The sequence below is a fragment of the Paenibacillus sp. OAE614 genome (assembly GCF_040546645.1).
In the GTDB taxonomy this organism is placed as follows: domain Bacteria; phylum Bacillota; class Bacilli; order Paenibacillales; family Paenibacillaceae; genus Paenibacillus_AQ; species Paenibacillus_AQ favisporus.
The window spans coordinates 5,733,944-5,758,778 of the sequence record NZ_JBEPOD010000001.1 but is presented as its reverse complement, the minus strand read 5'-3'; the positions used below and the strand labels follow the sequence as shown (position 1 = coordinate 5,758,778).

Below are 24,835 nucleotides of genomic sequence, written 5' to 3'. Positions count from 1 at the left end.
CAGCCCCTTCTCCGTTTATATGTTGAGTTTCTCGTTTTGCTTTTGAATAAACTCATCTTTAGTTAAACCATACAAAATAAAATCCATGTATTTGCCATTGATATAAACTACCTGTCTTCGCACCCCTTCTTGAACACAGCCGAGTTTTTGCATCATCCTCGAAGAACCTACATTTCCTTCCAGAACGGAATCATTGAATTTATGAAGCCTTCGTTCCAAAAAAGCATACCTTAAGAGGATTTCCATTGCCCGCGTACCATAACCCTTACCACGATGCTCTTTATCGATGACGATCCCGATACTAAACGTTCCGTTTCTCTCGTCAATGCTGTTTAAATTGATGAATGTTTTTAATTTTTTATAATATCAGAGAGTATAAACTCCAGAGCCATTGCTTCCTGATATTGCAAGAAAAATTACCTTTAAACGTGGTCTGTCTTCTTTGAAGGTACGTCGATAGAAGTTTTTCTTATTATCGTTATAAAAATAAAAAACCGGCACAACAATGCGCCGGTTCACGAAATGCCATATAGACATATTCCTAAAAATGCCATGGATACAGAATAGTCTATAAAAAAATTCAATATAAGTCTATTACTTTTTTTGCATAGATTGTATGTTATTAAAGCGACCGCGGCGCAAAAACGAATCGGTGATCTTGCCGAAGATAAGGAAGGGAGAAATCCTGCATGATTACACTCAGAAAAATCACGCTCGAAAACAGACGCGAAATATTTAAACTAGAGGTTTCGGAAGATCAGCGCCGCTTCGTTGCGTCCAATTTGTCCAGCGTAGCTTCATGTTATGTTCTTGCCACCAATGGTGGGCATCCTTTTCCGTTTGCCATTTACGCGGATGAGCAGCCTGTCGGCTTTGTGATGATCACGTATAAAATTACCGGTTACGATACCCCGTCCATCGCAGATGACGGCTATTGTATACTGCGGCTGATGATGGATCAGCGACACCAAAACAAGGGCTATGGCCGGGAAGCCATGAAAAAGGTGCTGGAGTTTATACGCACTTTTCCGGCAGGTCCTGCACAATACTGCTGGATTTCTTACAAGGCTGATAACGCGCCCGCCAAAAAGCTGTATGAGAGCTTCGGCTTCCGTGACAGTGGTGAAGTGATCGGAGACGAGCAAATCACGGTATTGCGGCTCAACTCGCCACCTTCTATTATTTGTGTCTAAGGATGCGCCAAACGCAAAACCAAACCTAAAACCAAGCAGCAGCCGGCCCAAGGACCGGCTGCCTTTCATTGATCTAGCAGACCATTTGCAGCTCCTAGGTGAAGCCCTTTACTTTCCAACGGCATCATGTTAAACTGGATTTCGATAGTTATAGAACTGCGGAATAGATGGAGGAGGTGAGCATCATCATGGGTGATCATCAAACAGATCTGCAGGCCGTTAAGGTATATAAAGCTCTGGGGGAACCAACCCGGCTGAAGATCGCCTTGCTGCTCTCGAAAGAAAGTGATTTATGCTTCACGGCCATCGGTGAAAAGCTTGAATCAGTTGCGGGTTCGACGCTGTCGCATCATCTGAAGCAGCTGACGGATTCCGGTCTGATTGATTCACGGAAAAGCGGATCGTATATTCACTATAACGTCAATCGGGAAGTGGCGGAAAAATTTGCGCCTTATTTAATGGCGTAATTTTTTTAACCAACATTTCGATAGTTCTAGAACTGAGGAATTGATGGTTGTACAAGTTATCCTCTATACCCTATGAAGAAGGAGTGCACTCTTATGAGCGACAAAGCAAATACGATGGAGATTGGAATCAGTACGTTTCTTCATGCAGATCCCGAAAAAGGGGGTGTCTCACATGCCGAGCGTCTGCGTCAAGCGATCGAGGAGATCCAATTGGCCGATCAAGTCGGCCTTGACGTCTTTGCCATCGGCGAGCATCACCGTATCGACTATACAAGCTCGTCGCCAGCCGTCATATTGGCTGCCGCTGCGGCGACTACGAAAAAGATCCGGCTCTCGAGCGCGGTGACGGTGTTGTCTTCGGATGATCCGGTGCGGGTATATCAGAGCTTTGCGACGCTTGACGGACTGTCGAACGGGAGGGCTGAGATCATGGCCGGACGAGGCTCGTTCATCGAATCGTTCCCGCTGTTCGGCTATGACCTGAAGGATTACGAGGAATTGTTCGAAGATAAGCTGGAACTGCTGCTCAAGATCCGCGCTTCAGAGCGGGTGACATGGCGCGGCGGACATCGTCCTGCGATTGACAATATGGGCATCTATCCTCGTGCTGTGCAGCAGCCTTTACCGGTCTGGATCGGCACGGGCGGCAGCCCGGAATCGGCCATACGGGCCGGCTTGCTGGGACTTCCGATCGTCTTCTCAATCCTTGGCGGACCTCCGCAGCGATTCGCACCCTTGGTGGAGCTCTATAAGGAAGCGGCTGTCAAAGCCGGGCATGATCCAAATCAGCTGCAGATTGCTACGCACTCGCATGGCTTTATATCCGATACGACACAAGAGGCGTCAGAGCGGTATTACCCTGTGATGGCGGCCCAAATGAACCGGATCGGACGGGAACGCGGTTGGTCTCCTTATACACGTGATTCATACGATGCATCCTGCAGCCTTCATGGCGCTCTTTATGTCGGGGACCCTGAATATGTGGCGGAGAAAATCTTACTGCTGCACAAGAATCTGGGCCTGACCCGATTTCTCATGTACGTAGATTTCAGCACGCTCCCTCATCGCGAATTGCTGCGAACGATTGAGCTGCTCGGCACCAAGGTAACACCGATAGTCCGTCAAGAGCTCGACCGTCAAGCATCAAGCGGTAATGATGGAGCGCAGTGACCCGATCGGGGCGTTAGATGCCTAAGGATGGGGGCAATATTTTTTTTAGTAATGATTTCTACAGATTTAGAACTGTAAAATTGATGGGAAGAGGAGAGATACGATATGAGATGGAAAATTTATATATTGGCGATTGCGAGCTTTTTAGTCGGAACCTCTGAGTTTGTGATTGCCGGCATACTGGATATGCTTGCAAAGGACGTTGGCGTGTCGGTAGCGGCGGCCGGCCAGCTGATTACCGTCTACTCGCTTGCCTATGCGATCGGTACTCCGATTCTGGTTGCGCTCACGGCAAGGATGGATCGGAAGAAGCTTATGCTGTTGGCTTTGAGTTTGTTTTTCATAGGTAACCTGATCACCATCACATCTACCGGCTACGGCATGCTGATGGGAGCAAGAATCATACTGGCGATCAGCACCGGGGTATTCATGGTTGTCGCCCTTACCGTAGCGGCCAAGATGGCAAGTCCCGGTAAGCAGGGTGGTTCGATCGCCACCGTTCTCTTGGGCTTTAATCTCGCGCTCATTCTGGGGGTTCCTCTGGGAAGGGTCGTTGCGGGCTCGTATGACTGGAAGGTCATTTTCACGGGGATCGGGGTGCTCAGCCTGCTCGCCATGTTGGTTCTTCTGCTGGCGATTCCCAAATCAGAGGGAGAGGCTCCCGTTCCCATTCGGGAACAGCTCGCCTTGTTCAAAACGCCCCGGATCTTCGCTGCGCTGTCCATCAGCTTTTTCTGGATAATGGGATATACGATTCTGTATACCTATATCACACCGTTTCTTCTGACCATTACGGGGATGAGCGAACGGATGGTAAGCATCGGGCTGTTTGCATTTGGGCTGGCAAGTCTCTTGGGCTCCCAAGTTGGCGGCTACGGTGTAGATAAATGGGGGATCCCCCGCACGATGGTGGGGAGTCTGCTTTTTCACTCGGGTATTTTATTCTTGCTGGCGGCGTTTGCCCATCACTCCATGCTTGTACTGCCTCTACTGATGTTGTGGTCCTTCTTTGCTTGGTCGACGGGCCCGGTTCAACAAGTGTACTTAATCGGTATGGCTCCACAGGCTTCGGGGATCATCTTAAGCTTGAACACCTCCATTGTGCAGTTGGGGATGGCTGTAGGGGCTGTTATCGGAGGCGTTATTGTGGACAGCATCTCTCTGACAGCAGCCGGCTGGCTGGGTGGAATAGGGGTCGCCCTTGGGCTGATCCCGGCCGTGTATTCTTTGACAATGCGCCGCCAGGCTGCATGAGAAGAGCTGGAAGCACTGGCTTTGACTTTCGGATTTCTCCCTTAAGAAGGCTCTATACATTAAGAAATCCGAAAACAAGAGCGGTCGCAGGAACATTTTACGTACTTGCCCCCATTATCCACTTGAGTGATTCATCATCTAGCGTAAGTGCAATAGCTCCGTCCAAAATGAAGGCAGCCGGCTTGTTGAGCGGCTGTCTTTTTGCGACCAGCGAAACATGCTGCCCCTGCTTTCTTTGCCAGTCTATCTCCTTCCATTCGTTCATACTGCCACCTTGCCGAGCATAAGGAAAATAAGTAGCTCCTTAATATAAATGAACTAAAGAATGAACGTGTTATAGGCCTCTAGTGAGCTGCTGTAAAAGGAAGCTCAATGCAAACCTTTAGTTCAATCTATATAAATGAAGCCAAAACGGAGATCGAACCGTATTAAAAATAAATCGTTACAAAAAATGACATCCCAAAACATCATCATGTAGAATATGGTAAAGGATGAGATTAGTGATGAAGGAGGTGCGAACCTAATTGGGAATGAAATACATAAAACTGCTGGGTATCACTCTGGGGGTCATCGTCGTGAACATCGTTCTGTTCTCCCCGGGGTTTATCGGTCTTAACCTCGGCGGCAGCGCCTTTTCGACGGCATTCGGGATTACCTTCCTTCTGGCGAGTGTTCTGGTCCTCATTTATTCGGTTTACAGTGTTAACGCCAAGACTCCGGCTGCCGTGCCGGTCAAACAGATCCAGACGCATGATGACTACGTAAATGCCTTGCAGTACTACAAGAAAGTCAAAGCGTTAGAAGCGGATATATCCCTTGCTTTAAATCAGCTCGACCGCATCGCACGCAAGAAGTACAAATTGGTCGGCGTGTTGACACAGCGTTTCGATCCGAGCGAGCTTAGCTACAAAAAATTCATGTCGACGGTCCAGGCGGTAGAAAACGTATTTTACCTCAACCTCAAAAGCATCCTGAACCGGCTGGGCGCATTCGACGAATCCGAGTTTAAAAGTCTTAGTGGATCTAAAGCCTCTCATCTACCTCCAGAATTACTCCAAGAAAGAAAGCAGATCTACAACGAGTATTTAACATTCACCAAGAACTCCCTGGCGACCAATGAAGAGATCCTGCTCAAGCTGGATAAGCTCCTGCTGGAAATATCCCGCCTGGACAGCTTCGAAGCCGGCGACATCGAGAAGATGCCGTGCATGCAGGAAATCGATCTGTTAATTAATCAAACCAAATATTATAAGAATTAGAGGTGTTTATGTGAAGAAGGGCAGGTTTATTCTGACTTCAGTGATCGTGTTGATTTTTGTATTTGCGCTCGTGTACGGGGGAATTACGGTAACCTCGAATCTCGGGAAATCGAAAGACCAGGTGACCGCGGAAGACGCAGCCAAACGGCTGGATAAACTGTATTCGAAGATTTCACCCGCAACGGCAACGCCTGTAAAAGGACAAATTGACCTGGACCCGGTGGATGTGGCCTCATCCCTTCCGGATATCAGCAAATTTCCGATTACGGTGCCGAACACGAATGATCATTATGTCGAGATCTTCTCATCGACCGAGAAGTCGGGAAGCGGCGTGGACGGCTGGCTCACGGAGGCGGCGACCGAGTTCAATAAAGCGAATGTGGCTGTAAACGGAACTCCCGTATCGGTTAAGGTCCGCAACATCGCTTCCGGCACGGCAGCAGACTATATCATGTCAGGTAAATATGTACCGGATGCCTTTACGCCATCCAACGAATTATGGGGAGAGATGGTCAAGTCCAGCGGCGTCAAAACCCAATTGGTGTCTAAGCGCCTCGTGGGCAACGTTCCAGGGATCGTCATCAAGAAGTCCAAATATGATGCACTCGTCGAAAAGTACGGTTCCATCAATGTCAAAACGGTAACGGATGCGATCGCAAGCAACGAGCTTGTCATGGGTTATACGGATCCTTTTGCCAGTTCGACCGGTCTGAATTTTCTGGTGACCTCGCTGAATACGTTCGACAGCTCCAATATTTTAAGCGATAAAGCGGTTCAAGGGTTCGAGAAATTCCAAGCCAACGTACCGTTCATTGCCTCGACGACGATCCAAATGCGGGATGCGGCCACATCGGGCTCCCTCGACGGGTTCATTCTGGAGTACCAGACGTTCGTCAACGCACCTGACCTGAAAAGCGGTTATGTCTTCACGCCTTTTGGCGTTCGTCACGACAGCCCGCTCTACGCGCTTGGCGATACTACGCCGGAGAAGCTGGCCATTTTGAAAAAGTTCGCAGAATTCGTAACCCAGGATAAGTACGTTAAAGCAGCGAAAGACAAAGGCTTCAACGGGCTTGAGGATTACAAATCCGAGATGGCCCCGATTGACGGGAAGCTGCTGACATCCGCCCAGAAGGTATGGAAAGAGAAGAAGAACGGAAGCAAGCCGATTGTAGCCGTATTTGTGGCGGACACGTCAGGCAGCATGGATGGTGAACCGCTGAACCGCCTGAAGGAATCACTGATCAAGGGCCAAAAATATTTGGGCAAAGACAACAGCATCGGCATGGTTTCTTATGCCGACGACGTGACCATCCAGCTCCCGATCGGAAAATACGACGTCAATCAGCAGTCGATGTTTGTGGGCGCCGTGAACAGCCTTCAGGCCAGCGGCCAGACCGCGACGTTTGACGGCATCGTGGTTGCGCTCAAAATGCTGCAGGACCAGCTGGCGGCCGATCCGAACATGAAACCCGTTATTTTCGTACTAAGCGACGGTGAAACGAACAAAGGCAATTCGCTCAGCGATATCAAAGGACTGATTGAGAACTATAAGGTTCCGATTTATACCATTGGCTATAACGCCAACATCAAGGCTTTGCAAAGCATCTCCAGCATTAACGAAGCCGCCAGCATCAATGCGGATACCGATGACGTCGTGTACAAGATCGGAAATCTGTTCAACGTTCAAATGTAAGGGTGAAGTCAAAGGGGGAGGATGAGATATGGCGTTTACGATGAGTGTCTCAAGTGCGGAGCAGATCCAGGCTGTGATCGAGGAGGAAGTCAAGCCGGTACCGGAAGAGGTAGCGAAGCTGAAAGAAATCGCCGATGCGAATGTGGCTTCCATTATGGAGCTGGATGTGGAGTCGCTGGACAAACGCAAGGAGATTCTGCAATCGATCGACAGCTTCGGGCTGGATACGATGAAGCTTTCTTCCGAGAAGAACAACCTGCTGCAGGTGTCTGTCGGCAATCTTTCCAAAGGCGGGGACGAAGGGGGAGCCGTTGCCAAAGGGCTGACGGAACTGCATACGCAGCTGAAGGATCTGGACCCCAGTCTGATCGACTTTGCCAAAAAGGGATTCCTTGGCAAGCTGTTCAACCCGCTGCGGGCATACTTTTTGAAGTTTGAGAAGGCAGACGACGTCATTGCTGACATTGTCGTATCCCTCGACAAAGGGAAAACGACGCTCAAAAACGACAACACGACGCTGGAGCTGGAGCAGCAAACGATCCGGGAGCTGACGAAGACGCTGAAGAAAGAAATTCAGCTGGGGACGATGATGGACGAATCGATCGAGGCGCAGATTGAAGCGGCCAAGCAAAGGGGAGAAGATCCGGAAAAAGTCCGTTTTATTACGGAGGAAGTCCTCTTTCCGATGCGGCAGCGCGTGATGGATCTTCAGCAGATGCTGGTGGTCAACCAGCAGGGCATCATGGCCTATGAAGTGGTCATCCGCAACAACCGCGAGCTGATCCGTGGCGTGGACCGGGCCAAAACCGTCACGATCTCGGCGCTGAAAATCGCGGTGACCGTGGCCAGCGCGCTGTACAATCAAGGCATTGTGCTCAAGAAGATCGAGATGCTGAATCAAACGACGAACAATATCATTGCCGGCACCTCCCGGATGTTAAAGGACCAAGGCGTGGCGATCCAGAAGCAGGCCATCGAAACCAGCGTCTCCGTCGACACGCTCAAGCAGGCTTTCTCCGATGCCATCTCCGCCTTTGAAGCGATCAGCTCTTACAAACAGGCGGCGCTTCCGAAAATGCGGGATACGATCAATCAGTTCCGTGCCTTGTCCGATGAGGGGGAGAAGCACATTCAGCGTCTGGAAAAAGGGAAAGCGCTGGGTCTGTGACCGGTTTCATGGAAACTCTATATTGGAAGTGCGAAGACAGCCGGTTTTGTGACCGGCTGTTTTTTTGAATCCATTTCTCCATCATGTCACATAATTAAATCATGAATTGTCTTTAAGAGTATCGAGACCAGGAGGGAGAGATTGAATTTATGGAAAAGCTGCTTGTCATTAATGCGCATCCGAAAGTGGAGGACGATTCATCTGTAAGCTTGACCGTGCTACGGCACTTTTTAGAAACTTATCGAAACTTAAATCCGGAGGGACCTATCGAACAAATTGATTTATATGCGGAAGATGTGCCTTGCATTGATCGGATATTTTTCAGCGCACAGGAAAAAATGCAAAAAAATGAGCACTTAACGGAAGAAGAGCAGCGGCTCACTTCGCGGATGTCGGATATCCTTCGGCAGTTCAAGAGCGCCAAGAGGTACGTCATCGCCATGCCGCTGCATAACTTTAATATTCCTTCGAAGCTTAAAGATTATATGGATAACATCCTGATCGCCAAAGAGACCTTCGCCTATACAGACAAGGGATCGATCGGTCTGCTGACCGACGGCCGGAACGTTGTCGTCATTCAGGCAAGTGACGGGATTTATACGAACCAGGATTGGTACACGGAAGTCGAGTACTCCCATCGTTATTTGAAGTCGATGTTTAATTTTATGGGCGTCGACTATCAAATCATCCGGGCACAGGGCAATCATTCCTTGAAGAGGGATGAGGTGCTGGCTAAGGCATTTCAAGAAGCCGAATCTGCGGCGGCTTCTTTGGCACATCAGGGGATGCAAGTGTCCAATCAGGCAGGGAGCAAGTAATTCATCGTGAGGGCGTCAGCCCCGGATTCACGTCGGCTATGTTACAATAAGCGAAAAAAGAGCGGGGACGGAGATGGATAGATGGCAACAGATACATCCAGTTTATATGTAGAGTATAAGCCGCTGCTGAGCAGCATCGCCTACCGAATGCTGGGGTCGCTCACGGACGCCGAGGATATTGTACAGGATATTTTTACTGCGCTGGAGACGATACCGACCGGTCATATTTTAAACATGAAGGCCTATTTGCTTAAAATGGTTACCAACCGGAGCATCAATGTGCTGAAGTCGGCCCGCAAAACACGCGAAGTATATACCGGCCCTTGGCTGCCGGAACCTGAGACGGCTGATGCAGGTCAAACTCCCGAAACGGCAGCGATCCAAGCCGAATCGGTCTCCTACGCGCTGCTCGTCCTTCTGGAACAGCTGTCGCCGGTGGAGAGGGCCGTCTTCATTCTCCGTGAAACGCTCGATTACGATTACCAGGATATCGCCGAGCTGCTGGACAAAAGCGATGCGAACTGCCGGAAGCTGTACAGCCGGGCGAAGCAGAAGGTCAGCACCGCGCCGGTTCCGGGGCGGGAGGAGAGAGCGGCCGCCGAGCCGCCGATTGCAGTGCCTGTAGAAAGCACTCGCGTCACTTCCGACCAGGCCAAGCATGCGGAGCTGCTATCCCGCGCTTTTATGGCAGCGGCGAATTCCGGCGATTTCAGGGAATTTGTCGGCATGCTTGCGGATGATGCCCGATTGTACACGGATGGCGGCGGCAAGGTTCGCTCGGCGATCTTCCCGATCATCGGCAGCAATCGTATCCTGGCCTTCCTTCAAGGGATTGCCCCAGGAAATATCAAGCCGGAGAATCAGCTGCTGATCGACGTCAACGGGCAGCCCGGCCTGCGGTTGAACCGTGGTGACGAGCTCTTTGCGGTGCTGTCCTTCCAGTTTGGCAGCGACTCGCGGCCTGTCCGTATGTTTATGGTCACGAATCCGGATAAACTGCAGCATGTGACCCTGTAACGGCTTTTTTTGGCAGACATAAAAAGGGTTTCGGAAACAACATGTAGAATATCCCATATGGTTAAAAATTCCAGAAGGGAAAGAGGTATGCATTTTGAAATTTGAACAACAAAATTTAAGCCATTCAAGCTTCAATTGCTGCGACCTCAGTGAAACGGAAATTCAATGCTGCAATGGCAGCGGGATGAGCATGAACGATGTGAATTTGACGGGAATGCATATTTCCGATGCGAATTTGAGCGAACTTGCCATTGACGGTGCTCAATGGGGCGGCGCACATTTTCAATCCATCGGCTACGGAGATCCAAGCCAGCCTGATACAGAACACAACAAGGAAGGCGTCCGTTTTACAGACTGCAGCTTCCAGAACGGGCGGATCACCGACTGTGATTTTACGAACGCCAATTTTCAAAACTGCGACATATCAGGATTGGTCATCAATGGGATCAACATCGAAGAATTAATCCAAAAGCATGTTCCTGTGGAACAGAGAGAGTAGGATACAGATAAAGCAACGAAAGCCACCCCAGGATATGGGGTGGCTTTCATGGTTATGCCTGCCGTACCACATCATCCGCATCCGTGGAATAAGCGAGATCTTTCTGTGCGTCAAGCGCGGCCAATCTGTCCAGCAGAGCTTCCCGGATTTGCTCATAGGCATCGCTGCCCAGAGCCATCCGGATCGGACCGTCTCCCTGATCGACGCGGCGGATGATCTGCTGCGCCATTTTATCGGGATCGCCGACAACCATTTGATTGAACATGCTCATATCGATGCCCGGCAGTTCCCCTTTCATCAGGCTGACGAATTGGCCTGCCTCCTTGTCCCGATATGCGTCCATCCGTTCTCCGAATACCGCATTGCTCGTAATGAAATTCGTACGGATTCCGCCCGGCTCCACGATAGTCGTCTTAATATTGAACGGCGCGGCTTCCTTGGCCAGCGCTTCAAAGGCGCCCTCGACCGCCCATTTGGAAGAACAATACAGCCCCATTCCCGGCGTGGAATAATGCCCCGCCATGCTCGATATCTGCACGATGTGCCCGCTGCCCTGTTTGCGGAAAAAAGGCAGGACGGCACGCGCTGCGCGCAGTGATCCAAGGACGTTGGTCTTGAACAGATGCTCGATCTGCCCGTCGCTTGCTTCCTCCACCGCACCGTACAATCCATAGGCTGCGTTATTGACAAACACATCGATCGTACCGAGTTCCTCCCATGCCCGTTCGATCACCTCAACAATTTGCTGCGGGTTCGTCAGATCCAAATGAGCCTGCCATAATCGGGAACCATATTGAGCTTTCAGATCGTCCAGCACGCCCGGCTTGCGCACCGTTACGGCTACACGGTCGCCTCTTTCAAGCAACCGGCGGGTGATGCGCGAAGCCAAGCCTCCTGACGCTCCTGTAATAAACCATGTTTGCATGCTAAATGCCCTCCAATCGCTGTATTCCTCTGTATCATACGAGTAGCGGAAGGGCACTAGCCACAGCATGTTTATACTATTAACGGGAGTAACAGTCTACGATCATGATCTGAATGTCCACTTGCAATCCAGGCAAGATCGGTTCTGCTCTATTGAGGCAGCCGTTCTTGTTCCAGCAGAGACATTAACCTCTCCTCCGTGCCTGAACCGGGTACCGGTACGAAGAAACACCAGTGCAGGTCCGGGTCGCCGTCAATGACGGCCGCGGAATGGAGCATAAACTCCATTTCCTGACCGTCCGGAAGACGAAACAAAGCGGTGGTTACACGCTTTTGCTTGATTTCGTAGAGGTTCCAGTAGTACTCGAATTCCTCACTTTCCCGTCTCAAGCGTTCGAAACGTTCCATATACAACGGGTTGTCTTGGCTTCGGTCAAAGCCTGCCCGCAGCACCGCCGCCGAGTAGCGGGCGAAGCTTTCCCAGTTCACAAGCCGTTTACGGTAATCCTCCTTGAAAAATATAATGTTCAGCATATATCTTTCATTCTCCGGCATACGGCCGAAGTCGGCGATGACCAGTTCTGCGGCGCGGTTCCAGGCGATCACATCCGTGCCCGCATCCGTGATGAAAGAAGGGTACCACAGTTGATCGACGATTTGCTGCAGCACGCCGGGATCCGGTTCCTCGCTGTTCGAAACGGCGCCGGCGCTTGCCGGGTCCACATGGGCCAAATCGAACAGATGCTTCTGCTCGTCTTCGTCGAGCTGCAGCGCATGGCTGATATTTAACAGCACTTCCGGCGAAGGATTAGCTTCTCTGCCTTGCTCCAGCCAGGTGTAGTAAGTCACGCTCATGTTGGCAAGATATGAGACCTCTTCCCGCCGAAGCCCTGGGGTACGCCTTCTTCCGGGCAGCGGCTGGATCCCCGCTTCAGAAGGCTGCAGCCGTTCCCTGCGCGATTTGATGAAATCACCCAATGGAGATGAAGAACGATTTGTTTTCATTTTCATGTACGTCACCATCCTTGCGTTTCCATGTAGGCCGACAACAGCCATTTAGAACATTGTAATCCTTTCAACCTGTTGATTTCCATCTTCCGCTTCTGAACGGTTTAACTGCATTGAAACAAATGGAAGTAAAGTGTTTGACGAAGAATCTTTATATTTATATTATTAGAAATATAGAAATAAAGATAACTAATGAAGCCAATATCTGAAAGAAGGTGTGGTAAGGATGACTCATAAACCTCTATTGGTAATTGTAGGGGCCGGTTCGGGCGTAAGCGCGGGTATAGCTCGCAAATTCGGGAGCAATGGCTTCCGGGTGGTTCTTCTATCGAGAACCGAGACTTCGCTGCAGCGCAGCTTGGAGGATCTTCGTCAGGTGCATATCGAATCATATGGAATAACTGCAGATGCTTCAGATCCGGATTCCATCAAAACAGCCTTTACACAGATCGAAAACTTATATGGAATCACCGATGTTCTGGTATATAATGCGGCGCACATTGCGCCAGGAGATGCGTTATCGTTAACGGAACAGCAGCTGATCGATGATTTGAAAGTAAATACGGTCGGTGCTTTGACCAGCGCGCAGCAAGTCATTCCGGGCATGGTCGAACGGAAACAGGGGACGCTCTTTTTCACAGGGGGCGGTATTGCGTTGAACCCGAATCCACTGTATGCTTCTTTATCCATTGGCAAAGCCGCGGTCCGCTCACTTGCGCTTTCCCTGGCCGAGACGCTGGGGCCCCATGGAATTTATGTGGGCCAGGTTCTTATCGCCGATCACGTTCAGAAAGGGACTTTTTACGATCCGGACCGGATCGCCGATGTGTATTGGGAAATGTATAACAATAGAAACCAGAAGGAATATTTATTTAAGGAATGATCATTGACGCCTATTCATGGGCCAGGATTGGTACATAAAAAAGGACAGCTGCAGAGCGCTCGCAGCTGTCCTTTTTTTCACCTCAATAATGCAAGTATAGACCACGCTTTAGATCATGCTCTTTTCCCATGCACCTCGAATTTCCACGCCGGTTGACTTGGCGGCCCGTTCCAATTCTTCGATTTCAGCATCCGATAATTGGACGTCCATAGCCGACACGGCGCTGGCGATATGGGACGGTTTCGTCACGCCGATAATCGGCACCGTTCCTTTGGCGATCGCCCAGGCAATGGCGATTTCAGCAGGTTCAACATGGTGACGGAGGCTGATTTCTCTCATTACCCCGATCAGATCTTCCAGCTCGGCAAGTACCTTCTCATCAAAGGCGTCTCCTCGGCGGGTCCCTGCTTTAAAAGGATGTTTTGTATTATATTTCCCGGTTAACGCCCCTTGCTCCAGCACCATATAGGAGAAGAAGATCAAATCATTGGCATTGCAGTATTCAATAATGCCGGCTTCTTCCGAGGAACGGTAGAGCAGACTGTAATGGTTTTGAACGGCTGAGAGCTGAAGCCCCTCTTGAGCTAAAATGTCCGCGGCGAGCTTGATTTCCTCCAAATTATGATTGGAGACCCCGGCGTATTTAACTTGTCCGCTCTTCATCAACGGGATCAGCTTAGAGGTCCACCGCTGGACGTCATTCGGATTGTGGATCCAATAAATGTCGGCATGATCCCTTTCAAGCCGCTGCAAGCTCCCGGCGAGAAATTCTTCAACAGCCTCGTCCGTCTGCTCGCCGCGGGGCGTGAATTTCGTTGAAATCAGGACGTCATCTCTCCCGCGGATGAACTGGCCCAAAATCGTCTCCGAAGCGCCCATGCCGTAAACTGCGGCCGTGTCCCATAGATTTAATCCGGCATCCATCGCCGCATCAAATACGGGCTTCAGATCCTTGGCAGTCAGGTCATTCCCGAAAACCGCATCTCCTCCGTTGGCGCCGTTCCCCCAGGACCAGGTACCGAGGGCTACAGCCGGGATCGTTATGTTTTTTAACTGAAAAGTTTTCATCGTATATTTCTCCTTTAACAGTGGGATAGAACAAAGACGGCTATCTTTTTCCGGGAAATCCATGCTGCTTCGCGCTCAAGGCGATGATCCAAGCGATCAGCAGCAGAATCAGCAGCACGGCCGGGAACGACTGGACGCCGATGAGCTCCAGCAAGGCTCCGCCGACGATGCCCCCGCCGGCGATGGCCAGATTCCATACGGTCGTATTGATGGGCATCACGATGTCCACGCCTTCTTCGCCGCTTGCATTCGCTTGGGCGGTTTGCAGCAGCGTAGCTGCTCCGCCGAAGGTAAGTCCCCACAAAGCGACGGCGGCATAGACGACCGGTACCGATGTGCCGCCAACCCATAATGCGGCCGAAACCAGCGCAAAACCAAGCAGACTGAGCAGCGTCAACAGGCGCAGCTTGCGGTCGATGAGCAAACCTACAATCCAGATGGACACAATCGCCGCGAGACCAAAGACCAGAAGGATCAGATCTACGCGGCTTCCCAGCCCGGAACGCTCGAGAAACGGCGCAATATACGTATATAGGATATTATGGGCCAACATCCAGGTGAGTACCACCATAAGAATGGGGCGGATGCCGGGCAATACAAACACTTGACCAATCGTCATGCGCTCGTCTGCGGGCTGCCCGGGATAATCCGGCACTTTCCACAGCACCCAAACCATGAGAACAAGGGTCAGAAGGGACATAAGCCCAAATACGGCCCGCCAGCCGATCAGGTCGCCGAGCAGGGTTCCGGCCGGTACGCCGAAGGTAAGAGCAATCGGCGTTCCTACCATGGCGACTGCCAAGGCGCGGCCTTTTAAGGCATCCGGTACCATCCGCCGCGCGTACCCGGCGATCATGCCCCACGCCGCACCGGCGGCCACACCGGCAAAAAAACGGGCTACAAGTGTCAGGGCATAACTGCTCGAAATAGCGGTAATGGTGTTGAATACCAAAAATCCGGCAATAATGGCGAGCAGCAGCGGACGCCGCCTCATCCCGGCGGTAAACATGGCAAACGGAATGGCTGCAACAAGCGAGCCGATGGCATACAGGGTGACGAGCTGACCCGCCATTCCTTTGGAAATATTCAGCCCTTCCACGATGTGCGGCAGCAGCCCGGCCGGAATGGTTTCCGTGAGAATACAGATAAATCCGGTCATGGCAAGCGCCAGCAGCGCCAGCCAGGGAAGCCTGGTTGGGACGGAAGCCGGCTGGACCACTTCCGTGGAAGATGACATATGGGACAAGTGAGTGACCTCCTTCGAATGGTAACATAATTTCTGGATCGATCATTCCATATACTAAGTTCAGCCCGGCTGACTTGTCAAGAACTTCTGGATCGATTAGTATAAAATTCATGAAGGGGGTAATCGTATGCCACGGACAGGACGCCCCCGTGCGTTTAATCGGGACGAGGCTGTACTTGCCGCGATGTTTCTGTTCTGGGAGCACGGCTTTGAATCCACTTCGCTGGCCCAATTGCGCGCGGAGATGGGGCATATATCCGCAGCTAGCTTTTATGCGGCGTTTGAATCGAAAGAGGCGCTGTTTCGCGAGACGGTGGACCGGTATAAAGCTACTTACGGCCGGGTGATGGAGAGCTTTCATGATCAGCGATTGGCACCGAAGGCTGCCATCGAACAAGGGCTGCGCCGCTCGGCGCGAATGCAGACCGAAGGCTCTCATCCACTGGGCTGTTTGGTGGTGTTATCCGGTATAAGCTGTTCGCCCGAGAACCAGCATATCCAAGAAATGCTGGCCAAGGAGCGGGAAAAAAACCGGGACGGGATTAAGGACTGTATCGAACGGGCAGTTGCCAATGGTGAGCTGCCCGATACAGTCGATGTTCCCATGCTGGTGACTTTGTTCAACACCTTTCTCCTTGGCATATCGACGCAGGCGAGAGACGGTATCCCGTTCAAACAAATTGATGCAGCCATCACTCAGTTGATGAGCATTTGGGATGCCCTGTCTCGAAAAAACGGATGACAAGGAATACAAATCGTCTGATGAAAGCAGCGGGGGAGAGAACATGAACAAAACGGAACGGCAGCTCGCCATTACGCTGGAGCTGCAGCGAAACAAGCTGGTCAGAGCAGAGGATTTGGCGGCCCGGTTCGAAACGAGCGTCCGGACGATCTACCGCGATATTCAGGCACTAAGCGAAGCGGGGGTTCCAATCGCCGGGGCTCCCGGGCAGGGATATTCCCTGATGGAGGGCTATTTCCTGCCTCCGGTCAGCTTCACGGCGGAAGAGGCCGTGGCCCTGCTGATGGGCTCGGACTTTATCGAGCAAAGGCTGGATGCGGACTACAGCCCGGTGGCGGAGGCGGCCAAACGCAAAATTGAAGCGGTTCTGCCGGAGCCGGTACGCGCTGAGTCTATGCGAGTGCGGGAAACGATGCGCCTTCTCCAAGCCGGCGAGCCGATAACCAGCCGGAAGGAAAGGGACTATCTCGGACAAATTCGGCGTGCGATTCTGGAGCGCCGCAAAATCAGGTTTGCGTATTTAAAAAAATACCCGGAAACGGACGGGAGCCGGATGAATATAAGGGAGGCGGCTCCATACGGACTGACGCTCGTTCAGGGGAATTGGACATTGGTCGCGCACTGCGACCTGCGGCAGGATATCCGCCATTTCCGATTGTCGCGGATGACGGAGCTTGCTGTGCTCGAGGAGGGCTTTGCCATGCCGGCCGGATTCGATTTGAATCGTTACCAGCCGCCCGACGACCGCAACGTACGGGTGGTGGTTCGGGCGAATCCGGATATTGCCGACAAAATCGCCGAGACCACCCATTTTTATATGGAAGAGACGGAAGAACGGGAGGACGGTCTGCGGGTCACCTTTCGTGTGCGTCAGCCGGAGGAGCTGCTCCCCTATATCCTTGGCTGGGGCGGGGCGGTTGTCGTGCTGGAGCCGGAATCCTTCCGCCGCCAAATTCAGACCGAGGCCGAAAACATATTAAACCGCTACTGACACGCTGCTGTCAGGAGCGGTTTTTTATAATGGGAGAAAATCCATAAATAAAGAGGAGTTGTTCCCATGTTGAAAAGCACAGCGAACGCATTGCAGGATTTGGAGACGTCGGTAGAACGGTATTTGATTGAACTGGAGAACTTTGATATGGAGCAGTTGCTGATAAAAACGAACGAGGAAGAATGGTCGATTGGGCAGATGTATATACATTTGATTCAAACGGCGCAGTTCATGCACCTGCGGCATGTCGATAGCTGTCTGGCCGGCAACGGGGTGGCACTCGCCACCGGTGAGGACAAGACGGAGATTGGCAGGAAGGTATACGAGCTGGGGAGCTTTCCGCCGGTCCGCGTCCGGGTACCGGCTTCACCGCAGTACACCCCGCAGCAGCCGGAGAGCAAGGAGCAGATTATCGAAGGGCTCTGGAGCGTAGTGGAACGGATGAAGCGGACGGAGCCTGCTTTGGCCGGAGCGTCTGAGCAATCTAAGATCCTGCATCCGCGTTTTGGTCCTTTAACCGCCACGGAATGGTTTTTGCTGGTTGAAATGCATTACCGGCACCATTTTATGCAGCTGGATCGGTTGAAAGGCGAGTTAAGCCTGGTTTAGCCCGTTAGCGTTGCCTCCTGTATTCTGAGGCCCCAAAAGCAGAAAATACAGCCGCAGTCCAAGGCTTTCATCTTCCTCGGCTGCGGCTGTTTTTTACTTAACGGTCGCTCCATTTAAAAACACCACAGCCAGCGGGGCATTTGCTCTAGGGAAAGGGATTTGGTTCAGAAGGAATCATAGTTATTCCAGATTGCTGTTGACAAATAAAATTTCATTGCTTAATATATCGATAAATATAGAATTATAAACCTATGGAAGGAGGGCAACCCCATGAACAAGGAGCAGTCACATCAGGAAGCTGTAAAAATATACAAAGCACTCGGGGAGCCGACCCGATTAAATATCGTCAAACTCTTATGCAAGCATGATGAATTAAGCTGCAGCCAGATTGAGGAGCAGCTGAATTATAAAGGTTCCACCCTGTCGCATCATCTGAAACAGCTGGTGGAGTGCGGGGTGTTGAGGCTGGCGCGCAAGGAAGGGACTTATCATTTTTATCGGGTCAATCAGGATACATTAGATCGTCATGTCGTGCTTCAGCCAGATTAATTTTTTTTGGCCCTATATTTCGATAAATTTAAATATATTAAGATAAGATCCAAATGAGTGTGCTGTCATTAGCGGCAGCTTCTTTTTCGACCAATAGATTGATAGTTTTAAATATATAAGAATACAAGAAGGATGTGGTTTAACATGTATGTATTTTTATGATCAATATTTCGATAAGTATAAAAACATCAAGTAATTCATGTTAATAACCTAAAAGGAGAGGATGCAATGAATAAAATGGGACTCGTTTATCTGCTTGCTTTCGGCGCTTTTGTCATGGGGACGGCTGAAATGGTCGTCATGGGGATTTTGGGGATGATCTCGAATGATTTGACCGTATCCGTAGGCACAGCCGGGCAATTAGTTACGCTGTATGCGGTTGTATTTGCGATCGGAACCCCGATCCTTGTATCGCTTACCGGCAAAATGAAGAGAAAAAGGCTGCTGCTGCTGACCTTTACTTTGTTTGTCATTGGTAATTTGGTCGCCTTCTTTAGTCCGAATTTTACCGTCCTGATGATTTCCAGAATGATTTTGGCAGCCAGTCAAGGCGTATTTACGGTGGTGGCCCTCATGGTCGGCTCCAGCCTGGTGGAGCCCCAAAAGCAAGGGAATGCCATCGGCATCATTTATATGGGATTTAGTACAGCCTTGGTTGCAGGCACTCCGCTCGGAACCATCATCTGCGAATATTGGGGATGGCGGCCGGTGTTTATGCTCATTGCGGCATTGAGTGTGCTTGCCATGATCGGAATCGCCGCGTGGATGCCGAAGGTACAAGAACAGAAGCCGACTTCGATTCGGGACCAGCTGCTTGCGCTGAAGGATCGCCGAATGGTCAGCGGCTTGATGATCACTTTTTTCTGGATTGCCGGGTATCAGTTGATGTTTACATACATTGCGCCTTTTCTTGAGACAGCCGTGGGCATGAATACGACGATGATCAGCACGGCGCTCTTCGTATGCGGCCTGTTCGCTGTCATGGGATCACGCCTTGGCGGGTACGGCGCGGATAAGTGGGGAATTGGCAAAACGCTGCTTGTCAGCCTGCTTCTTCATGCAGCCGCACTGGCCGTACTTCCGCTTGCCGCAGCCACGATAGTGAGCGCGCTGATCATTCTGGCGGTCTGGTTCGGAGCGGCTTGGATGACGACTCCCGCTCAGCAGTATTACCTCATCTCTCTTTCCCCGAAGACTTCGGGTCTTGCGCTGGGACTGAACAGTTCCATGCTGCAGCTTGGAATGGCGATAGGCGCCGGGGTAGGCGGATGGGTGGCCAATCAGACGTCTCTGATGCAGCTGGGATGGGTAGGAGCGGTAAGCATTCTGCTTAGCGTGATCACTGCGCTGTACTCTTTTTCGCTCAAAAGCAGAAAAGAATCGGTATTGAGCAACTAACCCCAGAAACTCACCGCGAAAGGGGGGATGCCTGACCTTAAAACATGCTGCAGGAATCATTTGAACAGAACATTTTGCTGTCGTATACAACCAAAACTTTAAAATGAGGTGTGAAAATATGTCTGAATATCAACTTACTTTGAAAGATAACCGTATCGTATGGGGACAGGCAATCGATGTGGATCCGCGAATTGGAAAATCTTCGAATGACTCGATCCGGCAAGGGGCGGGCAGCGCCTTGGATTGGAATTTGCCTGCTGGTGTATATCGGGCAAAAGAGGTCGTCATGGAGCTCGATCAACTGCTTGAGGCGATGCTGATTCAGCTGGGCGAACCGGTAAACAGCGATCCGACGGTGCTGCTGGACAGCCTTCAGGCGAACTTGGCGATTTCCGGACGCGTGTCATCTCTGCCGCTCGGTCCCCTGGCTTTAGAGGATAAAGCCGGCACCGAGCTTACGGCCCAAGCAGTACGTATCGGCGAGCAGCTGGTAAGCTGGGCGCGGGAGATTAATTCCGGGAAGAAAACCCTCGCGGAGTATGGGCCGGAAACGCTTGGAGAGCTGGAATTTAGAAGCCACTGCTATGGTCATGCCCTGATCCCTGACGCTGTTGCACAGGTTTGGGGACCCTTTGGCGGCCCAAGAATCATGCAGATCTATAATGAATACCTGCACCAAATGGTTTTGCTGCGGGATGCCTTGCTTCCGTTTGCCAATTGGGAGCAGGTTCCGTTTGAAGTGAAGGAACATACGGAGTTTAAAGGGCTCCGTTTTCTGGAACCAGCCCGGGAGGTCTTTTTAACTCAGCTGCTTGGGAAAAAGTTGACACACAAATCGATTGTCCAGTATGCGCAAAGTGTGGTCAGCTCGGGTCTGTCCACAGCCGGTTACGGATTCCAATATCGTCTAGGCACCGTATTGCCTGCCGGGCTGGGAGAGCCGGCCGGTACGGCGGCGCGGTACCTGCTGAAATGGCATCCGGTACGAACGATACTGGCAGAAGGAACGCAGGATATGGCTGCGATCTCGTTCGATTACGAATATGACGATTATTATGCGGCACCGCGCACCGAGGCGGGAAGCGGTACACCAGGGAATAAAGATACGCTTCCTGTCTCCTTAGGGGAGTTCGCTGGTCCGAACGTCGCGCGTTTACTGCCGATTACAGCTTCTGATCGAATGACCCTGCGATTGAGCTTGGAAGTGGACGGACGTGAATTTTCGGTGGATCTCGGTCAGCTCTTTAGAGGGCATCGCTTTATGTACCGGCCCGAAGGAAACGACAACGCCGATGTCGCTATTGTGAAGCGTACCTCTGTCAGCCTGCATTCGGCAGCGGACATCCTTGCGCTTTCCGGATTGGTGACAAATACAGACGGAATCCACTTCATTCCAACCGATAGAAACGAGCTTGTTCGGTGGGCATTGCTTGGTAAGCTGTATCCCGAAAATGTGGTTATATTAGACAACGGAGATCCAGAAGAACTGGAAAAAGCCTATGTTTCCGGTAAGGGCTTTGGGACGCAGTTTTTAGTGTTGTAAGTTCATCGGTCGGGGGTGCCTATTTGCCCCGTAGACCGTCACATATAATCGACACGATGCGCTCGGGATATGGAGCACTCCCGCAGTGCGCTTGCAGGATACCGACAAGCAGGGCCCGGATGTCCCCAACGCTGGCATCAGGCCGGACGGATCCGTTTTGCTGGGCCCGGGCTAGCAGCTTGCCGAGCTCGCTCCAGAAGTCTCCCGCAACTTCCTTGAGCGCGGCGTCCTTGTCCAAACCGCTGCCCACAAGGGCGTCGGTTATCGCTTTGTTGGCTATGGCTTCACGGATCACGATTCTAAAATAGCTGAAGAAGGCTTCGCCCGGATCCTCGTGGCGGAGCCATTTTTTTGCTTCCTCAACAAGACGCGCCTTGTAGCTGACCATCACCGCTCCAAACAATTCCTCCTTGGTCGGGAAATGCCGATAGGCGGTGCCTACGCCAACCCCGGCATGTCGGGCAATTTCATCCATCGAGACGGTGATGCCCTCAGTAGTAAAGAGTCTGTGCGCAACATCGAGCAGTTTATTCCGATTTCGTTTGGCGTCGGCACGCAGTGCTTTGGAAGAAGACATGGCACCGTTGGAGTCGGTATCCCCACCGTGATCAGCCGGTATGTTATGTTCTGACATCTTAGGATAACACCTCGCTTGAATCCATATTACACAATGAACGTATCGTTGACAAACGGAGAATGCTCTCCGTATAATAATAACCGGAGAATATTCTCCGGTTAAGATCAGTGATTCCTAATTCATGAAGCGAGGTGATCAGCTTGACAGAACGGACACAATCAGCCGGCGCCAGTCCGCGCGAAATCATTGAATGTTTTATACGGGCTACAGCTGACAATGCATGGGATGAACTTGCAGATCTATATGCTCCTGACGTGGTTATCGAAATCCCGTTCGCTCCACCTGGGGTTCCTAAACGGACGGAAGGAAGGGAGGTACTCCGCGAACGATTTAAGAGCGTCGCCGGAATGAGACGGTGCGATAAGGCTGAGTTACTCGCCCTGCACGAGACCCGGGATCCGGAAGTCGTTGTTGCCGAATGGAATGTTCACGGTCATGTGACAGAGACCGGCCGCTCATTCACCTTTTCGTATATTATGGTGGTCAGGGTTAGAGACGGACAGATCTTATCCTCACGCGACTACTCCAACCCGATCGACGGGGCGGAGGCGTTTGACAGACTGCCACAGTTATTCCAGGCGCTTACGGACCAGACGCCATCGAATTGAGCACTAAGCTGTGCAACCCAGCAACAGGCCTAGTACCTTCATTTAGGCAGAGAAGCTTTTCCCGGTAGGGAAAAGCTTCTATTTTGCAGAAAGTTTAGTTAATGAATTTTTCTCCTTGTTAACTTTGCTGCTGCACGCCTTTGAGCCACACGGCTTCGATCGACAACGTATCCGAGATATGACTTGTCGGGTCGCCATTCACCAGAATAAGGTCTGCGCGCGAACCTGCGGCTATCCGTCCGCGATCGTGAAGCCCGAAGCGGCGGGCCGGTTTCGAGGTGGCGGACTGAAGCGCTTCGATCGGAGTGAACCCGGCTTGAACGAGCAGCTGCATTTCATGATGGACGCTGGCACCGTGCGCAAGGCCGCCGAGATTTGGAACGGGAACAGGGGAGACATCCGTTCCAACCAGAATGTCGACGCCGGCCCGATGAAGATCCATCACGTTCTTAAAGCTGTTCTCCATATCGCCTTGCGGGAACGTATTGAAGCTGGAGTTCAGAATATCGATCCATTCCGGGCTTAATTTGGAATGCACCCGCGGATCATTGGCCAAATCGGATGCCGGATTTCCAAGGATGGACGAGTTCAATACGAGGCACGGCGTCACAAACGCGCCAGAATCGGCGATAGATTGGACCAGATCGGGCGTGAGTTCAGGTCTGTCGATAAACAGGTGGCCCAATCCGTCCACTCCGAGAGCGATGGCGGTCTGCGAAGAACGAGCCGTCAGGACGTGGGCGATGACGATTTTATCAAACTTGTGGGCCTCTTCCACGGCAGCTTTAAGAATTTCGTCGCTCAGGACAGGCAGGCCGGGGGCACCCATGACCGTGCCTTCTTCAATCATGATTTTAATATAGTCCGCTCCATTCTCCACCTGCGTATGCACGTGTTTGATCGCTTCTTCCACCGTCGTCACCTGGGGCACTTCTTCGTGATCGTGGGCGTAAGCCGCCAGCATCGCTTCCCGGTCTTCCTTCGATAACTTCTCCAATTCCTTTAACACGAACTCGGGGATCTCGTCCCCATCAGGCAGCAATTCATCCGGATGACCGCCCGGAGCGGTGATCGCGGTTCCGGCGGAACGGACATCGGCTGCGCCTTCTACATTTTTCAGCTGAATCGCCCGTCCTCTTTCCGTAAAATCTCCGTTCATTTCGAGTTCGGTTGTCACACCGAATTTTACAGCATCCCGTAGTCCTCCAATGGAAGTGTGAACATGGGCATCTATCAAGCCCGGCAATAATGTCGCATGGTTCGCATCCACGATGACTGCATCCTCCGGAACGTCAGTGCCCACGGCAATGATGGTCTCCCCTTGAATGAGCACATTTCTTGCCTCAATTACTTGTTCCCCGTCGAAAATCTGTGCATTTATAATGGCCGTAACCTTGTCCAGCGTATTCTTCATTTTCGTTATTCCTCCTTGGATATGTGCTTGATAACAATTCGAAGTATAACAATTAGTTTTCTAATAGTCAATAAACTAACATTTAAATTGACAAGCTTCCGGAATCCCCGTATAGTTTAAATGTTAAAAATTAGTCTCCTAATATTTTGAGGAGGAACGATCATGAAACCTCGCAAGGATACACTCTACCTGGACTTGTTTCAGATTATCGGCCTGAAGTTGAAGAAAAAGGCGGATGAAAGCATTAAAGAGCTGGGATTAAACGCGCAGCAAGGCAAAGTCCTTGATTATATTCATAAAAACCAGGATAAAGATATCATCCAAAGGGATTTAGCCGATCGGTTTCATTTGCAGGGGGCCAGCATAACAAGCATGCTCCAAGGCCTCGAGAAAAAAGGATATATTGAGCGGAAAATTCCGGCCAATAATGAACGGCAGAAGAACATCTATGTTTTACCAAAGGCCGTTGAATTGATTGATGCCTTTAACGAATCCTTTCAGAAGGTGGAGGACGAAATCGTTCAGACCCTGACCGAAGAGGAGAAGCAGCTGTTAAAGGGACTGCTGGTCAAAATTAATGAACGCTTATAATCCGTTTGCGAGAACCAATCGGACAGCCCAAAAAAGACGATCATCCCATTTAAAGGGCGATCGTCTTTTGGTGCTGGATGCGC

The 24,835-nt window shown here is 51.2% G+C and carries 27 protein-coding genes; 19 read left to right on the top strand and 8 right to left on the bottom strand.

The genetic code is table 11. The annotated features are described in order from the left end of the window. Nucleotides 1-15: 15 nt before the first annotated feature. On the bottom strand, nucleotides 16-342 hold the full coding sequence (locus tag ABIE48_RS26465; RefSeq protein WP_354520712.1) for a GNAT family N-acetyltransferase: 327 nt from the start codon (nucleotides 340-342) through the stop codon (nucleotides 16-18). A 347-nt stretch (nucleotides 343-689) separates the two neighbouring features. Between ABIE48_RS26465 and ABIE48_RS26460 the strand changes: the two genes are divergently transcribed. The 4 genes from ABIE48_RS26460 (at nucleotide 690) to ABIE48_RS26445 (ending at nucleotide 4,084) form a co-directional block, all read left to right on the top strand. Further along, nucleotides 690-1,193, top strand: a complete 504-nt coding sequence (locus tag ABIE48_RS26460) for a GNAT family N-acetyltransferase (protein ID WP_145141097.1) — start codon at nucleotides 690-692, stop codon at nucleotides 1,191-1,193. Nucleotides 1,194-1,381: 188 nt separating this feature from the next. Further along, nucleotides 1,382-1,660, top strand: coding sequence for an ArsR/SmtB family transcription factor (locus ABIE48_RS26455; RefSeq protein WP_105444201.1), 279 nt, complete (start codon nucleotides 1,382-1,384; stop codon nucleotides 1,658-1,660). A 93-nt stretch (nucleotides 1,661-1,753) separates the two neighbouring features. Then, nucleotides 1,754-2,830 carry an LLM class flavin-dependent oxidoreductase gene (locus tag ABIE48_RS26450; protein ID WP_192717083.1) on the top strand — a complete coding sequence of 359 codons (1,077 nt, stop codon included), beginning with the start codon at nucleotides 1,754-1,756 and terminating at the stop codon, nucleotides 2,828-2,830. A gap of 105 nt (nucleotides 2,831-2,935) precedes the next feature. Next, entirely contained in the window at nucleotides 2,936-4,084 is a 1,149-nt protein-coding gene (locus ABIE48_RS26445; protein WP_192717082.1) for an MFS transporter, read from the top strand. A 97-nt stretch (nucleotides 4,085-4,181) separates the two neighbouring features. On the opposite strand, the gene ABIE48_RS26440 is transcribed toward ABIE48_RS26445, so the two are convergent. Beyond that, entirely contained in the window at nucleotides 4,182-4,349 is a 168-nt protein-coding gene (locus ABIE48_RS26440; protein ID WP_192717081.1) for a hypothetical protein, read from the bottom strand. A 265-nt stretch (nucleotides 4,350-4,614) separates the two neighbouring features. On the opposite strand from ABIE48_RS26440, the gene ABIE48_RS26435 reads away from it, so the two are divergent. From ABIE48_RS26435 to ABIE48_RS26410, 6 genes are all read left to right on the top strand, one after another. Beyond that, a complete protein-coding gene (locus ABIE48_RS26435) occupies nucleotides 4,615-5,343 on the top strand; it encodes a hypothetical protein (protein ID WP_076174015.1) in 729 nt (242 codons plus the stop codon). Nucleotides 5,344-5,353: 10 nt separating this feature from the next. After that, nucleotides 5,354-7,039, top strand: coding sequence for a vWA domain-containing protein (locus ABIE48_RS26430; RefSeq protein ID WP_192717080.1), 1,686 nt, complete (start codon nucleotides 5,354-5,356; stop codon nucleotides 7,037-7,039). 28 nt (nucleotides 7,040-7,067) lie between these two features. Then, nucleotides 7,068-8,207, top strand: coding sequence for a toxic anion resistance protein (locus ABIE48_RS26425; protein ID WP_192717079.1), 1,140 nt, complete (start codon nucleotides 7,068-7,070; stop codon nucleotides 8,205-8,207). Nucleotides 8,208-8,356: 149 nt separating this feature from the next. Continuing rightward, a complete protein-coding gene (locus ABIE48_RS26420) occupies nucleotides 8,357-9,025 on the top strand; it encodes an FMN-dependent NADH-azoreductase (RefSeq protein ID WP_192717078.1) in 669 nt (222 codons plus the stop codon). Nucleotides 9,026-9,106: 81 nt separating this feature from the next. Beyond that, on the top strand, nucleotides 9,107-10,042 hold the full coding sequence (locus ABIE48_RS26415; RefSeq protein WP_192717077.1) for a sigma-70 family RNA polymerase sigma factor: 936 nt from the start codon (nucleotides 9,107-9,109) through the stop codon (nucleotides 10,040-10,042). A gap of 94 nt (nucleotides 10,043-10,136) precedes the next feature. After that, entirely contained in the window at nucleotides 10,137-10,541 is a 405-nt protein-coding gene (locus ABIE48_RS26410) for a pentapeptide repeat-containing protein (protein ID WP_145028635.1), read from the top strand. 52 nt (nucleotides 10,542-10,593) lie between these two features. On the opposite strand, the gene ABIE48_RS26405 is transcribed toward ABIE48_RS26410, so the two are convergent. After that, on the bottom strand, nucleotides 10,594-11,466 hold the full coding sequence (locus tag ABIE48_RS26405; RefSeq protein WP_192717076.1) for an SDR family oxidoreductase: 873 nt from the start codon (nucleotides 11,464-11,466) through the stop codon (nucleotides 10,594-10,596). A 149-nt stretch (nucleotides 11,467-11,615) separates the two neighbouring features. Continuing rightward, nucleotides 11,616-12,470, bottom strand: coding sequence for a helix-turn-helix transcriptional regulator (locus ABIE48_RS26400; protein WP_192717220.1), 855 nt, complete (start codon nucleotides 12,468-12,470; stop codon nucleotides 11,616-11,618). A gap of 229 nt (nucleotides 12,471-12,699) precedes the next feature. Here ABIE48_RS26400 and ABIE48_RS26395 point away from each other — a divergent pair, with 229 nt between their 5' ends. Further along, nucleotides 12,700-13,356 (top strand): SDR family NAD(P)-dependent oxidoreductase, encoded by a 657-nt coding sequence (locus tag ABIE48_RS26395; RefSeq protein WP_192717075.1) that lies wholly within the window; start codon nucleotides 12,700-12,702, stop codon nucleotides 13,354-13,356. 108 nt (nucleotides 13,357-13,464) lie between these two features. Here the strand turns inward: ABIE48_RS26395 and ABIE48_RS26390 are convergent, their stop codons facing one another. After that, nucleotides 13,465-14,424, bottom strand: coding sequence for an aldo/keto reductase (locus tag ABIE48_RS26390; RefSeq protein WP_192717074.1), 960 nt, complete (start codon nucleotides 14,422-14,424; stop codon nucleotides 13,465-13,467). Nucleotides 14,425-14,464: 40 nt separating this feature from the next. Further along, nucleotides 14,465-15,661, bottom strand: a complete 1,197-nt coding sequence (locus tag ABIE48_RS26385) for an MFS transporter (protein WP_192717219.1) — start codon at nucleotides 15,659-15,661, stop codon at nucleotides 14,465-14,467. 136 nt (nucleotides 15,662-15,797) lie between these two features. Between ABIE48_RS26385 and ABIE48_RS26380 the strand changes: the two genes are divergently transcribed. The 6 genes from ABIE48_RS26380 (at nucleotide 15,798) to ABIE48_RS26355 (ending at nucleotide 21,502) form a co-directional block, all read left to right on the top strand. Further along, a complete protein-coding gene (locus ABIE48_RS26380) occupies nucleotides 15,798-16,412 on the top strand; it encodes a TetR/AcrR family transcriptional regulator (RefSeq protein ID WP_192717073.1) in 615 nt (204 codons plus the stop codon). A 43-nt stretch (nucleotides 16,413-16,455) separates the two neighbouring features. Further along, complete coding sequence (locus ABIE48_RS26375) at nucleotides 16,456-17,403, top strand: helix-turn-helix transcriptional regulator (protein ID WP_192717072.1); 948 nt, start codon at nucleotides 16,456-16,458, stop codon at nucleotides 17,401-17,403. Between the two features lie 66 nt (nucleotides 17,404-17,469). Next, a complete protein-coding gene (locus ABIE48_RS26370) occupies nucleotides 17,470-18,012 on the top strand; it encodes a DinB family protein (protein WP_192717071.1) in 543 nt (180 codons plus the stop codon). 270 nt (nucleotides 18,013-18,282) lie between these two features. Then, nucleotides 18,283-18,561: an ArsR/SmtB family transcription factor gene (locus tag ABIE48_RS26365; RefSeq protein WP_076173865.1), complete on the top strand. Its 279-nt coding sequence runs from the start codon at nucleotides 18,283-18,285 to the stop codon at nucleotides 18,559-18,561. A gap of 228 nt (nucleotides 18,562-18,789) precedes the next feature. Then, complete coding sequence (locus ABIE48_RS26360; protein ID WP_192717070.1) at nucleotides 18,790-19,959, top strand: MFS transporter; 1,170 nt, start codon at nucleotides 18,790-18,792, stop codon at nucleotides 19,957-19,959. Nucleotides 19,960-20,077: 118 nt separating this feature from the next. Continuing rightward, nucleotides 20,078-21,502, top strand: a complete 1,425-nt coding sequence (locus ABIE48_RS26355; RefSeq protein ID WP_192717069.1) for a hypothetical protein — start codon at nucleotides 20,078-20,080, stop codon at nucleotides 21,500-21,502. 19 nt (nucleotides 21,503-21,521) lie between these two features. Here the strand turns inward: ABIE48_RS26355 and ABIE48_RS26350 are convergent, their stop codons facing one another. After that, nucleotides 21,522-22,136, bottom strand: a complete 615-nt coding sequence (locus ABIE48_RS26350; protein WP_192717068.1) for a TetR/AcrR family transcriptional regulator — start codon at nucleotides 22,134-22,136, stop codon at nucleotides 21,522-21,524. 143 nt (nucleotides 22,137-22,279) lie between these two features. Here ABIE48_RS26350 and ABIE48_RS26345 point away from each other — a divergent pair, with 143 nt between their 5' ends. Next, nucleotides 22,280-22,747 carry a nuclear transport factor 2 family protein gene (locus ABIE48_RS26345; protein WP_192717067.1) on the top strand — a complete coding sequence of 156 codons (468 nt, stop codon included), beginning with the start codon at nucleotides 22,280-22,282 and terminating at the stop codon, nucleotides 22,745-22,747. A gap of 118 nt (nucleotides 22,748-22,865) precedes the next feature. Here ABIE48_RS26345 and ABIE48_RS26340 read toward each other — a convergent pair whose 3' ends face one another. Beyond that, nucleotides 22,866-24,161: an amidohydrolase family protein gene (locus tag ABIE48_RS26340; protein WP_192717066.1), complete on the bottom strand. Its 1,296-nt coding sequence runs from the start codon at nucleotides 24,159-24,161 to the stop codon at nucleotides 22,866-22,868. Nucleotides 24,162-24,323: 162 nt separating this feature from the next. On the opposite strand from ABIE48_RS26340, the gene ABIE48_RS26335 reads away from it, so the two are divergent. After that, on the top strand, nucleotides 24,324-24,752 hold the full coding sequence (locus tag ABIE48_RS26335) for a MarR family winged helix-turn-helix transcriptional regulator (protein ID WP_089548784.1): 429 nt from the start codon (nucleotides 24,324-24,326) through the stop codon (nucleotides 24,750-24,752). Nucleotides 24,753-24,835 lie beyond the last annotated feature (83 nt).

Coding starts and splice junctions, on each gene's coding strand:
- ABIE48_RS26460 (WP_145141097.1), top strand. CDS start 690: ATGATTACACTCAGAAAAATCACGCTCGAAAACAGACGCGAAATATTT.
- ABIE48_RS26455 (WP_105444201.1), top strand. CDS start 1,382: ATGGGTGATCATCAAACAGATCTGCAGGCCGTTAAGGTATATAAAGCT.
- ABIE48_RS26450 (WP_192717083.1), top strand. CDS start 1,754: ATGAGCGACAAAGCAAATACGATGGAGATTGGAATCAGTACGTTTCTT.
- ABIE48_RS26445 (WP_192717082.1), top strand. CDS start 2,936: ATGAGATGGAAAATTTATATATTGGCGATTGCGAGCTTTTTAGTCGGA.
- ABIE48_RS26440 (WP_192717081.1), bottom strand. CDS start 4,349: ATGAACGAATGGAAGGAGATAGACTGGCAAAGAAAGCAGGGGCAGCAT.
- ABIE48_RS26435 (WP_076174015.1), top strand. CDS start 4,615: ATGAAATACATAAAACTGCTGGGTATCACTCTGGGGGTCATCGTCGTG.
- ABIE48_RS26425 (WP_192717079.1), top strand. CDS start 7,068: ATGGCGTTTACGATGAGTGTCTCAAGTGCGGAGCAGATCCAGGCTGTG.
- ABIE48_RS26420 (WP_192717078.1), top strand. CDS start 8,357: ATGGAAAAGCTGCTTGTCATTAATGCGCATCCGAAAGTGGAGGACGAT.
- ABIE48_RS26415 (WP_192717077.1), top strand. CDS start 9,107: ATGGCAACAGATACATCCAGTTTATATGTAGAGTATAAGCCGCTGCTG.
- ABIE48_RS26405 (WP_192717076.1), bottom strand. CDS start 11,466: ATGCAAACATGGTTTATTACAGGAGCGTCAGGAGGCTTGGCTTCGCGC.
- ABIE48_RS26400 (WP_192717220.1), bottom strand. CDS start 12,470: ATGAAAACAAATCGTTCTTCATCTCCATTGGGTGATTTCATCAAATCG.
- ABIE48_RS26395 (WP_192717075.1), top strand. CDS start 12,700: ATGACTCATAAACCTCTATTGGTAATTGTAGGGGCCGGTTCGGGCGTA.
- ABIE48_RS26390 (WP_192717074.1), bottom strand. CDS start 14,424: ATGAAAACTTTTCAGTTAAAAAACATAACGATCCCGGCTGTAGCCCTC.
- ABIE48_RS26385 (WP_192717219.1), bottom strand. CDS start 15,661: ATGTCATCTTCCACGGAAGTGGTCCAGCCGGCTTCCGTCCCAACCAGG.
- ABIE48_RS26380 (WP_192717073.1), top strand. CDS start 15,798: ATGCCACGGACAGGACGCCCCCGTGCGTTTAATCGGGACGAGGCTGTA.
- ABIE48_RS26375 (WP_192717072.1), top strand. CDS start 16,456: ATGAACAAAACGGAACGGCAGCTCGCCATTACGCTGGAGCTGCAGCGA.
- ABIE48_RS26370 (WP_192717071.1), top strand. CDS start 17,470: ATGTTGAAAAGCACAGCGAACGCATTGCAGGATTTGGAGACGTCGGTA.
- ABIE48_RS26365 (WP_076173865.1), top strand. CDS start 18,283: ATGAACAAGGAGCAGTCACATCAGGAAGCTGTAAAAATATACAAAGCA.
- ABIE48_RS26360 (WP_192717070.1), top strand. CDS start 18,790: ATGAATAAAATGGGACTCGTTTATCTGCTTGCTTTCGGCGCTTTTGTC.
- ABIE48_RS26355 (WP_192717069.1), top strand. CDS start 20,078: ATGTCTGAATATCAACTTACTTTGAAAGATAACCGTATCGTATGGGGA.
- ABIE48_RS26350 (WP_192717068.1), bottom strand. CDS start 22,136: ATGTCAGAACATAACATACCGGCTGATCACGGTGGGGATACCGACTCC.
- ABIE48_RS26340 (WP_192717066.1), bottom strand. CDS start 24,161: ATGAAGAATACGCTGGACAAGGTTACGGCCATTATAAATGCACAGATT.
- ABIE48_RS26335 (WP_089548784.1), top strand. CDS start 24,324: ATGAAACCTCGCAAGGATACACTCTACCTGGACTTGTTTCAGATTATC.